At 67.1% G+C, this 13,912-nt stretch carries 11 protein-coding genes; 5 read left to right on the top strand and 6 right to left on the bottom strand.

The window, feature by feature from the left end; translation table 11 throughout:
- Positions 1 to 224: 224 nt before the first annotated feature.
- A complete protein-coding gene (locus IEX50_RS08160; protein ID WP_157174796.1) occupies positions 225 to 1,430 on the bottom strand; it encodes an LL-diaminopimelate aminotransferase in 1,206 nt (401 codons plus the stop codon).
- Between the two features lie 302 nt (positions 1,431 to 1,732).
- Between IEX50_RS08160 and IEX50_RS08165 the strand changes: the two genes are divergently transcribed.
- The 4 genes from IEX50_RS08165 (at position 1,733) to murA (ending at position 6,447) form a co-directional block, all read left to right on the top strand.
- Entirely contained in the window at positions 1,733 to 3,400 is a 1,668-nt protein-coding gene (locus IEX50_RS08165) for a PHA/PHB synthase family protein (RefSeq protein ID WP_229673897.1), read from the top strand.
- Positions 3,401 to 3,488: 88 nt separating this feature from the next.
- Positions 3,489 to 4,316 carry a phasin family protein gene (locus tag IEX50_RS08170; protein ID WP_157174794.1) on the top strand — a complete coding sequence of 276 codons (828 nt, stop codon included), beginning with the start codon at positions 3,489 to 3,491 and terminating at the stop codon, positions 4,314 to 4,316.
- Between the two features lie 203 nt (positions 4,317 to 4,519).
- The gene (gene clpS / locus IEX50_RS08175; RefSeq protein ID WP_157175781.1) at positions 4,520 to 4,849 is read left to right on the top strand and encodes an ATP-dependent Clp protease adapter ClpS; all 330 of its coding nucleotides are present in this window, start codon (positions 4,520 to 4,522) and stop codon (positions 4,847 to 4,849) included.
- Positions 4,850 to 5,163: 314 nt separating this feature from the next.
- Entirely contained in the window at positions 5,164 to 6,447 is a 1,284-nt protein-coding gene (gene murA, locus IEX50_RS08180; RefSeq protein WP_157174793.1) for a UDP-N-acetylglucosamine 1-carboxyvinyltransferase, read from the top strand.
- Between the two features lie 9 nt (positions 6,448 to 6,456).
- Here murA and IEX50_RS08185 read toward each other — a convergent pair whose 3' ends face one another.
- From IEX50_RS08185 to IEX50_RS08205, 5 genes are all read right to left on the bottom strand, one after another.
- Entirely contained in the window at positions 6,457 to 6,930 is a 474-nt protein-coding gene (locus IEX50_RS08185) for a hypothetical protein (RefSeq protein ID WP_157174792.1), read from the bottom strand.
- 72 nt (positions 6,931 to 7,002) lie between these two features.
- On the bottom strand, positions 7,003 to 8,253 hold the full coding sequence (locus IEX50_RS08190) for a DUF445 domain-containing protein (protein WP_229673817.1): 1,251 nt from the start codon (positions 8,251 to 8,253) through the stop codon (positions 7,003 to 7,005).
- Between the two features lie 308 nt (positions 8,254 to 8,561).
- Complete coding sequence (locus IEX50_RS08195) at positions 8,562 to 11,699, bottom strand: efflux RND transporter permease subunit (RefSeq protein ID WP_157174791.1); 3,138 nt, start codon at positions 11,697 to 11,699, stop codon at positions 8,562 to 8,564.
- A 10-nt stretch (positions 11,700 to 11,709) separates the two neighbouring features.
- Positions 11,710 to 12,930 (bottom strand): efflux RND transporter periplasmic adaptor subunit, encoded by a 1,221-nt coding sequence (locus tag IEX50_RS08200; protein WP_157174790.1) that lies wholly within the window; start codon positions 12,928 to 12,930, stop codon positions 11,710 to 11,712.
- Positions 12,931 to 12,986: 56 nt separating this feature from the next.
- Positions 12,987 to 13,157, bottom strand: coding sequence for a hypothetical protein (locus IEX50_RS08205; protein WP_157174789.1), 171 nt, complete (start codon positions 13,155 to 13,157; stop codon positions 12,987 to 12,989).
- On the opposite strand from IEX50_RS08205, the gene IEX50_RS08210 reads away from it, so the two are divergent.
- A complete protein-coding gene (locus IEX50_RS08210) occupies positions 13,156 to 13,899 on the top strand; it encodes an SIMPL domain-containing protein (protein WP_184075131.1) in 744 nt (247 codons plus the stop codon). The genes IEX50_RS08205 and IEX50_RS08210 overlap by 2 nt on opposite strands.
- Positions 13,900 to 13,912: the final 13 nt, after the last annotated feature.

Consider the following 13,912-nt stretch of genomic DNA (forward strand, 5'->3'; position numbering starts at 1 on the left):
GGGCGTTAGACTAAGGTCGACCCCACCCCGCCGCGACGTGCTCCCCCAAGCACGGCAGTGCGTTAACAGCAGCCCGCCGTCAGAACAAGTTGCACTGCACAATCTTGGACGTTGTTAACCATGGTTTCCGCTACGGCATGGCTGCGTCGGCGCGGTCCTTCGGCTATGATCTGCCCGCCCCGCGGGCCAAGTCGATGATGACGCTCGGCTTTTTCCGTGGCCGATCAGATTGCGGCACCCGCCGCGTTCACGCCCATCGATTGCAGATATCGTTTGATCTGCCGCGCCGCCTGCCGGATGCGCTGTTCGTTCTCGACCATCGCGATCCTGACGAACCCCTCGCCCTCCTCGCCGTACCCGACACCCGGCGCCACCGCGACGCCGGCATGGGTCAGCAACTGCTTGGAAAACTCCAGGCTGCCGAGATGCGCCAGCGCCGGCGGCAGCGGAGCCCAGGCGAACATGCTCGCGCGCGGCGACGGGATCGCCCAGCCCGCGCGGCCGAAGCTCTCGACCATCACGTCGCGGCGCCGCTTGTACAGCTGGCGGTTCTGCTCGACGATGTCCTGCGGCCCGTTGATCGCCGCCACCGCCGCCGCCTGGATCGGCGTGAACGCGCCATAATCGAGGTAGCTCTTCACCCGCGTCAGCGCGGCGATCAGCACCGGGTTGCCCACCGCGAATCCGATCCGCCAGCCCGCCATGCTGTATGTCTTACTCAGCGACGTGAACTCGACCGCCACGTCCTTGCCGCCCGGCACCTGCAGAATCGACGGCGTCGGCTGGTCGTCATAGTACAGTTCGGAATAGGCCAGGTCGGACAGCACCCAGATGCTGTGCTCCTTCGCGAACGCCACGACCCGTTCGTAGAACTTCAGGTCCACGACTTCGGCGGTGGGGTTGGATGGGTAGCCGATCACCATCACGCTGGGCTTGGGCACCGTGAACTTCACCGCGCGCTCCAGCGACTCGAAGAACCGCTCGTCGGGCGTTGTCGGGATCGACCGGATCGTGGCCCCCGCGATGATGAACCCGAACGTGTGGATCGGATAGGACGGGTTGGGCGCCAGCACCACGTCGCCCGGCGCGGTGATCGCCTGCGCCAGGTTGGCCAGCCCCTCCTTCGACCCCAAAGTCACCACCACCTCGGTCTCGGGATCGACATCGACCCCGAACCGCCGCTTGTAATAGCCGGCCTGCGCCTTCCGCAGCCCGGGGATGCCCTTCGACGCGGAGTAGCCGTGCGACCCCGGATTCGCGGCGACCTCGGCCAGCTTCGCGATCACGTGCGGCGGCGGCGGCAGGTCGGGATTGCCCATGCCCAGGTCGATGACGTCCTCGCCGCGTGCGCGCGCCGCTGCCCGCATCGCGTTGACTTCGCTGATGACATAGGGCGGCAGCCGGCGGATGCGGTAGAAGTCGTCGTTCATCGGGTCCAGTCCTCGGGATATGGGCCTTGGGTTTGGCCGACCAGCTGTCGCATGATCGGACAAATGGCACTATAGGCTGGAACAGCGTCCCGCGACAGGCTCGGTTATCCGCCGATCGTCGGATCGGGGACGGCGACCGGGAGAGGATCGTCATGGCCAAATCCAAGGGCACGAAACCGCCGCGCGATCCGGCGCAAGACCCGGCCCCCGAACCGAAGCCCGATCCGGCCCCGGCGTCCGCCGCACCCTCGCTGGAGGATATTCAGCACTGGACCGGCATCGTCGGCCAGGCGCAGCAGCAGATGATGGAGCATATGGCCGGCGCGCTCACCGCCGCCGCCGATACCGCCCCGGCCAAGACCTTCCCGATGCAGGACCCCGCCGTCTTTCTCCGCGCCCAGGCCGAGTTCTGGCAGGACAGCATGGCGCTCTGGCAGCGTTTCCTCACCCCCGCCACCCCCGCCCCCGCGGCCGAAGCATCGCCCCCGCCCAAGACCGGCGACCGCCGCTTCGCCGCGCCGCAGTGGCGCGACAACCCCGTGTTCGACATGATCCGGCAAAGCTACCTCATGGTCACCGACCATCTGCTCAAGGGTGTCGACCAGCTCAGCGGCCTCGACGATCGCCAGCGCGAAAAACTGCGCTTCGCCACCACCGCCTTTGCCGATGCGATGAGCCCGACCAACTTCGCGCTCACCAACCCGCTCGTGCTGGAAAAGACGGTCGAGACGCGCGGCCAGAATCTGGTCAAGGGCCTCGAACACATGCTCGCCGACATCGGCCGCGGGCAGCTGACCCATACCGATCCCACCGCGTTCGAAATCGGCCGCAACCTGGCGATGACGCCCGGCAAGGTCGTCCGCGAAACGCCGCTCTACCAGCTCATCCAATATACGCCTGCGACGGAGAAGGTGGGCGCGATCCCGCTCGTCATCTTCCCGCCGTGGATCAACCGCTTCTACATCCTCGATCTCAACCCGGAAAAAAGCTTCATCCGCTGGGCGGTCGAACAGGGGCTGACCGTGTTCGTCGTGTCGTGGAAATCCGCCGACGCGACGATGGTCGACGTCACGATGGACGACTATATCCTGCGCGGGCAGGTCGACGCGATCGACACGGTGCGCGATCTGCTCGACGTCCCCGCCGTCCACACCATCGGCTACTGCGTCGCGGGCACCGCGCTCGCCTGCACGCTCGCCATCCTTACCGAACGGGGGCAGGCGGACAAGGTCGCCTCGGCCACCTTCTTCACAGCACAGGTCGATTTTGACCAGGCAGGCGAACTGACGATGTTCATCGACGACGAACAGCTTGCGATGCTCGGCAAGCTGTCCGCCGAAACCGGCTATCTCGACGGGCGCTACATGGCGCTGACGTTCAACCTGCTGCGCGGGCGCGACCTGATCTGGAACTATGTCGTCAACAACTACCTGCTGGGTCAGGATTATCCGCCGTTTGACCTGCTCCACTGGAACGGCGACACCACCAACCTGCCCGCCAAATGGCATCAGGCCTATCTGACCGACCTCTACCGCGACAACAAACTCGCCCGCGCCGGCGAATATGTCATCGACGGCACGCCGATCGACCTGTCCGTCATCCACACCCCCGCCTACATCCAGGCGGGACGCGAGGATCACATCGCGCCGGTCGAAAGCGTGTTCAAGCTGACCCGCCACCTGAGCGGCCCGGTGCGCTTCGTGCTCGCCGGCTCGGGCCACATCGCCGGCGTCGTCAACCCGCCGTCCGCCACCAAATACCAATATTGGGTCAACGAGGCGAAGGTCGACACGCTTGACGCCTTCGTGGCGGATGCGACCGAGACGAAGGGCAGCTGGTGGCCCGACTGGCGCCGCTGGATCGCCGCGCTGGACGGTGAAACGGTCGCGGTCGACGGCGCGCGCATCCCGGGCGAGGGCAAGCTGCCCGCGATCGAGGATGCCCCCGGCCGCTACGTCCGGACGCGCTGATCGGGGCTCATGCTGCACTGCACAAAATGTCTTGAAAGCGCAGGAAACCCGCGCTATTGGCGCAGTGCAACATAGCAGAGGACCGATCATGGCAAGTCCGATCAAGCCGCGGGTGAAACGCGCCAAGCCTGCCCCCGCGATCCTCGCCAACCCTGCTATGGCCTCCGCCGCGCCGTCGACGCCCTTCGTGTCCGGCACCGCCACCTTCTCGCCGAAGCCCGCGGCCGCGGCATCCATCCCCACGCCGCCCGCCGCGGCGCCGATGGTCGATGCCGAAGCGCTGATCGCCGCGACCGAACCCGCCGCCGCCCCTATGATCGCGGACCCCGCGCCGATCGTGGCCGCGGAGGCGCACGAAACCCCGGCCCCGCCCGCGACCGACGTCGCCGAGCAGGTCGAGACACAGACCGAGCGGACCGTGGAGACCGTCGCCGCTCAAACCCGGGAAACCGTCTCCGCTCTCGCAGAAGGACCGCACATCATGGCAACCGCATTCGACACCACCAAGACCCACGGCATGATGGGCGACATGTCCTCCAAGGCGAAGGGCGCCATGGAAAAGGGCGTCAAGTTCGCCGAGGACATGACCGAGTTCACCAAGGGCAACGTCCAGGCGATCGTCGAGTCGGGCCGCGTTGCCGCCAAGGGCATCGAAGCCATGGCGCATGACGCCACCGAAACTGCCAAGTCGGGTTTCGAACAGGCCCAGAACGCGATGAAGTCCTTCACGCAGGTCAAGTCGCCGACCGAGCTGTTCCAGCTCCAGTCCGACTACGCCAAGACCGCGTTCGACCAGCTCGTCGCCAACGCGTCGAAGGCATCGGAACAGATGATGAAGTTCATGGGCGACGTCGCCCAGCCGCTGTCCAACCGCGTCGCGCTGGCATCGGAAAAGGTGAAGTCGGCCGCTCTCTGATCGGCTGATCCTTTTTGACTACGCGACGGCCGCTCCCCAATGACGGGGGGCGGCCGTTTCGCGTTTCGTCTGCGTTCATCGGGGCTTGCTCTCACCCGCCGCTCTCCCATATTCTGCGGATGCAGAACCCGACGCGTCCACACAGGATTTCGCCCATGATATCCCCCCCGGTCGGCGACGCTGATGCGTCCGCGATCATCGCCATGGCGAATCGCAAGGACGTCGACAACGACGACGACACCGGCGCCGGCCTCGCCACGCGCACGCTGACCCGCACGAAGAAGCCGTCGCCCTACAAGGTGCTGATGCTCAACGACGACTATACCCCGATGGAATTCGTCGTCCTTTGCCTGCAACGCTTCTTCCGCATGGGCATGGAAGACGCCACCCGCGTCATGCTCCACGTCCACCAGCGCGGCGTCGGCGTCTGCGGCATCTTCAGCTACGAAGTCGCCGAAACCAAGGTGAGTCAGGTCACCGACTTCGCCCGCGAAAACCAGCACCCGCTCCAGTGCACGCTGGAAAAAGCCTGAACGAGCGACGGCTCTCGCACTGAACGGCCCGAACAGTTCCCCGGCGAAGGCCGGGGCCTAGACACAACCCCGACGCAGCTAAACGAGCACGCCAGCTCGCCCCACCCGTATCCCGGACTTGATCCGGGATCCGGGGACCCAAGTGACGGGCTCGTGGCTCTCGACCAACGGCTTGAGCACCAGCGGCCACGCCCAAACCGCGTCGACCATCCACCTAGGCCCCAGCCTACGCCGGGGCACAACCCACCCCAACACCCAAACACGCGCCCCTCCCGCCTTGGCGTCACACACAAATCGCGTTAGGCGCTGTCCCTATGGACAGGATCATCATCCGCGGCGGCAACCGCCTTTCGGGCCGCGTGCCCATCTCCGGCGCGAAGAACGCCGCGCTCACGCTCATGCCGTGCGCGCTGCTGACCGACGAACCGCTGATGCTGCGCAACCTGCCGCGGCTCGCGGACGTCGACGGCTTCGGCCATCTGCTGAACGAACTCGGCGCCTCGACGCAGGTCGCCGGCGCGCGCGGTGCCGAATTCGGCCGCATCATGACGCTCCACGCGCAACGCATTGCGTCCACCGTCGCGCCCTACGACATCGTCCGCAAGATGCGCGCCTCGATCCTGGTGCTGGGCCCCCTCCTCGCCCGCGCGGGTGAGGCGACCGTCTCGCTCCCCGGCGGCTGCGCGATCGGCAACCGTCCGATCGACCTCCACCTCCGCGCGCTCGAGGCGCTCGGCGCGCACATCGAAATCGCCGCCGGCTATGTGAAGGCGACCGCCCCCGACGGCGGTCTGCGCGGCGGGCAGTATCGCTTCCCCGTCGTCTCGGTCGGCGCCACCGAAAATGTCGTCATGGCTGCGGTCCTGGCCACCGGCGAAACCGTGATCGACAACGCCGCGCGCGAACCGGAAATTGCCGATCTCTGCCGCTGCCTCGTCGCGATGGGCGCGGAAATCGCCGGCATCGGCACCGAACGGCTGACCATCCAGGGCAAGCCCCGCCTCCACGGCGCCACGCACGAGGTCATGCCCGACCGCATCGAGGCCGGCAGCTACGCCTGCGCTGCCGCCATCACCGGCGGCTCGCTCGATCTCGTCGGCGCGCGCAGCGCGGACATGATCGCCATTCTCGACGGCCTGCGCGAAGCCGGCGTCACCGCCACCGAAATACCCGACGCGATCCGCATCGAAGCGCCCACCAAGCTGCGCGCGCTCACCATCTCGACCGCCCCCTTCCCCGCCTTCCCCACGGACATGCAGGCGCAGTTCATGGCCATGCTGGCGCTCGCTGACGGGGCAAGTGTGCTGACCGAATCGATCTTCGAAAACCGCTACATGCACGTCCCTGAACTGGCGCGCATGGGCGCGGACATCCTGGTCCAAGGCCGCACGGCCATCGTCCGCGGCGTCGACCGCCTCGTCGGTGCCGAAGTCATGGCCACCGACCTGCGCGCCTCGATGAGCCTCATCCTCGCCGGCCTCGCCGCCGAAGGCGAAACCCGCGTCCACCGCATCTACCATCTCGACCGCGGCTACGAACGGCTCGAAGACAAGCTGGCCGCCGTCGGAGCCGAGATCGAGCGCGCCGGCGGGGATTGAGGGCGGCGCCTACTTGGCCGGTGCCGCCACCCCGGCCGCTTTCATCAGGTCAGCCCAGCCACTTTTGTCGACGTTCTCACTCAGAGACTGCATCTCGGCACCGACCACCGGATCGCTAATCAGTTGCCGGGCCGCAACGGCGCCCAGCAACTCGAAGCTCGTTTGGAAGGCACCTGGCCCATCTGCCTTTACCGCATCGATTGCGGCCTGCCGGCAGTCCGACAGGACAAGGCGGTCCATCAATTTCCCGATAGCGCGATTATAGCCCTGACGCTCGGCCACCGTGATTTTCGACATGGACGCGACCACCGGCCCGGCAGAAAAAGCCGCAAATATCCATTTCACGAGCGAAGCCTTGTCGGTATCCGTCGTGGCCTTCACCAGACACTTACCAAAATCATCGCTATAGACGCTGGCACCGGCAGGCGCCGCCAACGACAACATAATAAAAAACGCAAGACCCGTTCTCTGTCTTACTGACATCCTTAAACTCCCCCTTCAGTCGAAACTCATCTATTCGGCTGCCTTCCGGGATCATAGCGGGAGAGTACGTCTTTAACCAACCGCCCTGTCGATCAAATGGATCAACACCCCCACCAAACCGCCAACCACAGTCCCATTCACCCGAATATACTGCAGATCGCGCCCCACCGCATTCTCCAACCGACCGGTGATCGTCCGCGCATCCCACCCGCGGATCGTCTCCGACACCAGCGTGACGATCTGATCCCCATAAGTCGCGACCGCGCCCACCACCGCACGCCGCACAAAACTGTTGATCGTCTTCGCCAGCCGCGCGTCCTGCTGCAACGTCCCACCAAGCTGGCGCAGCATCTCGCCTAGCTTGCCGGCCAGTGCCGCCTGCGGATCGCGCACCGCGCGAAGCATGCCGGCTCGCGCACTCTCCCACAGTCCGTCGATCCACAGCGCGATCGCCGGGTTGTCGAGCAGCTCGTCGCGGATCCGGTCGACCCGCGCCTGCATGTCCGGGTCGCGCTGCAGGTCGTAGGCCAGCTGCGCCAGCCCCTCCTCCGCCTTGATCCGCAGCGGATGGTCCGGGTCCGTCGCCATGTCGTCGAGCAGCTTGTACAGCCCGTCGATCACCGCCTGCCCGATCCGCTCGTCCAGCCCCGTCCAGCGCAGGATCGACCCCGACCGCTGGCTGACCATCGCGCGCACCGTGGCCTCGTTGCGCAGCAGCACCTTGCTGCCCCACTGGATCAGCGCGTCCATCACCGGCAGATGCCGCTTGTTCTGCATGGCCGCCGCGATCGCCTGCCCGATCAGCGGCGCGGCGTTCAGCGCGCGCAGCCGACCCGCGATCGCACCCTTAACCATCCCGCCCAGCCGGTCCTGATCGAGCGACTCGAGCACGTTCGCCGCCAGTCGCGATGCGCCGGCACGCAACCGCCCGCCCTCGGTCGGCGTCGCCAGGAAACGGCCCGCGGCGTTCGCAACGTCCATCCGCCGCATCCGCCGCGCCACCACCCGCGGTGTCAGGAAATTGTCCTTCAGAAACGACGCCAGCGTCGCGCCGATCCGGTCCTTGTTGCGCGGGATGATCGCGGTATGCGGGATCGGCAGCCCCAGCGGATGGCGGAACAGCGCGGTCACCGCGAACCAGTCGGCCAGCCCGCCGACCATCGCCGCTTCCGCAAAAGCGCGGACGAAGCCCCACCCCGAATGGCGCGGCTCCATGAAGCGCGACAGCACGTAGAGCGCCGCCATCACCACCAGCAGCCCGGTCGCGACGATCCGCATGGTACGCGGGCCACCATTGGCGGGCGCGGCGAGGGAAGAGGGCATCATCCCGCTAGAATGACCGCAACCCCGGATGGTTCAATCCCGTTTCGGCAGACGGAGGCGTAGCTCCCCGCCCCCGCTTGTTCCGAGCGCAGTCACAAGACCCATTCAAAGGAAGCCCGAACGCCTTCAACACCCCGTCACGACGCTCGACGAACACCGAGAACCAACCCCCGACTGCCGTTCGGTTCGAGCCTGTCGAGAACTCCGCGTTGCGTTCTCGACCGGCCCGAACCAAACGGCGTGAGGGAAGCACCTACCGATAACGCTAAGTGCCGCCCTCGCCCCTTAAGCAAGCGCACCCCACACCCTCACTCCGCAGGCTGCGTCACGCCGCTGCCGCCGCCCTTCGCCTCGCCCCCGTTCGTCAGCGTCCGGCGAAGGAACGGGCCCACCCGGCGTTCGAAGCCATCGGCCAGACTGAACCCTGCCGGCACGATCAGCAGCGTCAGCAGCGTCGACGCGATCAGGCCGCCGATCACGACAACGGCCATTGGCTGATTGAAGCTGCCGTCGCCGCCGATCGACAGTGCGATCGGGATCATGCCGGCGACCATCGCCACCGTCGTCATCACGATCGGCTGCGCACGCTTGTGCCCTGCCTCCAGGATCGCCTCATACTTCGGCACGCCGCGGTCCATCTCCTCGATCGTGAAATCGATCAGCAGGATCGAGTTCTTCGCGACGATCCCCAGCAGCATCAGCAACCCGATATACACCGGCAGCGAAACCGGCATGCCGGCGATGTGCAGCGCGATCAGCCCGCCCAGCGGCGCGAGCAGGAAGGACCCCAGGTTCACGAACGGCGGCACCACCCGCTTGTACAGCAGGATCAGCACCGCCAGCACGAGCAGGACGCCGGCGAACACCGCGGTGATGAAGTTGCTGATCATCTCCTCCTGCGACTTGCTCTGCCCCGACGTCACATATTCGACGCCCGCCGGCAGGTTCTTCATCGCCGGCAACGCCAGGATCTTGGCACGCTCCTCCCCGTCAATCGCGCCCGGCGCCAGGTCGGCCCCGATCAGCAGGCGGCGCACCTGGTTCAGGCGCCGGACCTGCGACGGCCCCTCGCCGAACCCGATGTCAGCCACCACCGACAGCGGCACCGATCCGCCGGCCGTGGTGGGCACGGGCAGGTTGCGGATCGTCGACAGGTTGCGACGCGATCCCTCGTCGATCGCCACGCGGATCGGGATCTGCCGATCGCTCAGCGAGAATTTCGCGACATTCTGGTCGATATCGCCCAGCGTCGCGATGCGGATCGCGGTCGACAGCGCCTGCGTCGTGACGCCCATGTCGGCGGCCAGATCGATTCGCGGACGGATCACGATCTCCGGCCGCGGCAGGTCGCCTTCGGTTCGCGGTGCACGGATCTTGGGCAGCCTGGCCATCTGATCGACCACCGTCTGCGCCGCGGCGTCCAGCTTCACTGGATCGTCGCTCGCCAGAACGATCGCGATGTCACGCCCGCCGCCGCCGTTCTGCGCCTGGAAATTGATCCGCGCGTCTGCAATGCGGTTCATCTGCGGCTGCAACTCGCGTTCGAACTCGGTGCTGGTCCGCTTCCGATCCTTGCGCAGCGTGATCAGCACACGCGCCGTGCCGACCTGCACCGTGGTGTAGGCGGACTGCACCTCCGGCTGGGCGTCGAGCAAGCGCGCCGCGCGGTCGGCCACCGCCTCGGTCTGCTGCAACGTCGATCCGGGGACCAGCTGGATGCGCAACTGGCTGTAGTCCGTGTCGCCGACCGGGAAGAATGTCTGCGGCAGCGTCGCGAACGAAATGATCGTGGCGATGAACGCCAGCAGGCCGAACCCCATCGTCCACCAGCGATGGTCACGGAGCCAGGCGAACCGCCGCCCGATGCCGCCACGGGCACGCGCCGCATCGGCCGAGCTACGGTCCAGCGTCCAGCGCAGCACCGACTGGTACATCAGCATCACCCGGCCGCCGCCATGGTCTCGCTCACCGTGCGGGCGCAGGAAATACGCCGCGATCATCGGCGTGATCAGCCGCGCGACCGCAAGGCTCATCAGCACCGCGACGACGACCGTGAACCCGAAATTCTTGAAGAACTGCCCGGCAATCCCCGGCATCACGCTGACCGGGAAGAACACCGCCACGATCGAGAATGTCGTCGCGACCACCGCCAACCCGATCTCGTCCGCCGCGTCGATCGAGGCTTGCCACACGGATTTGCCCATCCGGATATGCCGCACGATATTCTCGATCTCGACGATCGCATCGTCGACCAGCACACCCGCCACCAGGCTGAGCGCGAGCAGCGTCATGCTGTTCAGCGTGAACCCGATCAGGTCCATCGCCCAGAATGTCGGGATCGCCGACAGCGGGATCGCCAGCGCGGAAATGACCGTCGCACGCCAGTCGCGCAGGAACAGGAACACCACGATGACGGCCAGCACCGCACCCAGGATCATCGCCTCGATCGCGGACTCGTACTGCGCCTCGGTATAGTCGACGCTGGTATAGAGCTGCTGGAACCGCACACCGGGGTTCTCCTTGCGCAGCGTCTCGATCGCCTTTTGCGTCTCGTGATACACGGTGACGTCGGAGAAGCCCTTGGCCTTGTACAGGTCGAAACTCACGACCTCGCGCCCGTTCATCCGCGCCAGCCGGCGCTGTTCCGCATAGCCGTCCTCGACCCGCGCGATATCGGCGAGCTTCACCGCGCGACCGTTCCCGACCGAAATCTGCTTCTGACCCAGCGCATAGGCGTCCGCCGCATTGCCCAAGATGCGGACCGACTGCTCCGCGCCCGCAATCTCCGCGCGCCCGCCGGCTGCGTTCAGGTTGGTCGATCGCAGCTGCGCGTTGATCTGGTTGGCGGTGACCCCCTGCGCCTGCATCCGCGCGGGGTCGAGGATCACGCGGATCTCGCGCGTCACGCCGCCTTCGCGCTCGACCGACGCCACGCCCGATACGGCGAGCAACCGTTTGGTCACCTGGTTGTCGACGAACCAGCTCAGCTGTTCCAGCGTCATGTCGGTCGCGGCGACCGAATAGGACACGATCGCATCGCCATCGATGTCGATCCGCGTCACCTGCGGCTCCTGGATCCCTTCGGGCAGGTCGCTGCGCACCCGCTGCACCGCCTCGCGCACGTCGGTGACCGCGCGATCGATCGGCGTGCCGAGCACGAACTGGACGAAGGTCTGCGAACTGCCTTCGGTCACGGTCGACTGGATCTCGTCGATCCCGTTGATGCCGCGAACCGCCGCCTCGATCCGCTGCGTGACTTGCGTTTCCATCTCGCTGGGCGCGGCGCCCGGCTGCGACACGATGATGTTCGCGCCCGGAAACGCGATGTCCGGCTGCTGGTTCACGTCCATCCGCATGAACGAGATGATGCCCGCCAGCGTCAGCGCCGCGAACAGCACCAGCGCGGGTATGGGGTTGCGGATCGACCAGGCGGAGATGTTACGCATGCGCGGTCCTTCAGCGTGCCGACGCGGCGGCGGCGGCGGCCGCGGCGGAACGCCGTTCGGGGATCACCTTGTCGCCGGGGTTCAGGAACGCGCCGGCCGACACCACGACCTGCTCGGTGCCGTTCAAGCCCGATGCGATCGAAACGCCGCCGTCGGTCACCTCGCCCACCGTCACGACGCGGCGCACCACCACATTGTCCGGCCCGATGATGTAGACGAAATTGGTCTTGCCGTCGGCCAGCACCGCCGACTGCGGCAGCAACGGCTGGTCGACCGACCCGCTGGTGATCACCACGCTGGCGAACCCGCCCGGGCGCAGTGCGGGATCATATGGGAGGGCAATCCGCACCAGCCCCTGACGCGATGTCGGGTCGATGATCGGCGACAATTGCCAGATCCGGCCGTTGAACGTCCGCGTGCCGCCCACCGGCGTCACCTGCGCCGGACGACCGACCGACAGGCTGGTCAGGTCCTGCTCCGCCAGCCGCGCCTGCAATTCCAGCTCCCCTTCGCGCGCGATGCGGAACAGCGGGGTCCCGCCACCGCCGCTCACGATCTGCCCGGCTTCGACCGACCGCGCCAGCACCAGCCCCGAGGCCGGCGCGCGCACGTCCAGCCGCCCGATCAGCGCCTGCGATTCGTTCAACTGCGCCCGCGCGACCGCGACCCGCGCCACCGCCGCGTCGCGCGTCGCGATCCGGCTGTCCAGGTCCGCCTTCGATACGAAACCGCGCCCGACCAAGCTGCGCGCGCGGTCCAGGTTGGACTGCGCCAGCGCGGCATCTGCCTGCGCCACGGTGATCGAAGCGCGCAACTGCGCCGCCTGCTGCGTCTGGACGGAACGGTCGATCACGACCAGCGTCTGACCAGCCTTCACCCACTGGCCCTGCTCGGCCAGCACCGCGGTCACCCGCCCGCCTTCGCCCGCCACGCCGACCGGCATGTCGCGCCGGGCGGCCAGCGTGCCGGTGGCCGAGATGGTCGAGGAGGACGCGCTGCGGCCGGGCACGATGACCGTCACGCGCTGCGCCGTACCCTTGCCGGTCGCGGCCGTCGCCTGGGTCGCGGCGGCCGTCTTGCTGGCACCGCTCTTCATGAAGAACAGCGCGGCACCCACTGCCACGACGATCAGCACGATCCCAATCACCAACCAGCGTCGGCTGCGGGGACGGGCATCCGCCGCATCGGCCATCGCGAACGATCGGTCGGTGTCGGGGGACTGCATCTTCATCGGGTGTGTGCCTCTCAGTACGGGACCGGGCGACCCGGCGACGCTGTGTTATCCAACTAAACCACTTCACTCAAGCGCGATTCCTTGTCCGCGACGTAGCATGTTTTGGCGACGGCAAGTTCGTGCCGCGCGACGAAAGCGTCTTGCACATCGATAAAGCCGCGTTCAGCCGCCGTGCAGTGCTCGGGCTTTACCTGCCCTCCACCGACAACAGGAGGATCACCCATGCAATCGCTTCATCCGCTCCGCCGCGCCCTCCCGCTTGCCGCGCTGTTCACCGCCGCCGCGATGCCTGCCATCGCCGCGGCGCAGGTCGCCCCGCTGCCGGTCGCCACGCTCGGCGGCACGCGGCTCGACATCGTCGCGACGGGCGAGGTCGCGCGCGCACCCGACATCGCCACCATCTTCGCCGGCGTGGTGACGCAGGCGCCGACCGCGTCGGCCGCGCTTGCCGAAAACGCGACGCGCATGACCGCCACGATCGCCGCGCTGCGCCGCGCCGGCGTCGCCGAACGCGATATCCAGAGTGCCGCGATCAACCTCAGCCCGCAATATCGCTACGGCGAGAACGTCCCGCCCGTGCTGACAGGCTACCAGGCGTCGAACCAGGTCACGATCCGGTTCCGCGAGATCAAGCGCGCCGGCACGATCCTCGACGCACTGGTCCAGGCCGGCGCGAACCAGATCAACGGCCCCGCCTTCTCGCTCGACAAGCCGGCCGCCGCGCTCGACGAGGCGCGCACCGCCGCCATGGCGCTCGCCCGCACCCGGGCGGATCTCTACGCGCGCGCCGCCGGCATGACCGTCCGCCGCATCGTCGCGATCAGTGAGGAAGGCGAACAGACCAATCAACCGCGCCCGATGATGGTGTCCATGGCGCTGTCGCGCATGGAAAAGGACGCGACCCCCGTCCAGGCCGGCGAGCAGACGCTCGGCGTCACCGTCCGCGTCACGTTCGAACTCCAGTAAGGGCACCGCGCCC

Origin of the sequence: Sphingomonas prati, assembly GCF_014643515.1 — a bacterium.
In the GTDB taxonomy this organism is placed as follows: domain Bacteria; phylum Pseudomonadota; class Alphaproteobacteria; order Sphingomonadales; family Sphingomonadaceae; genus Sphingomonas_R; species Sphingomonas_R prati.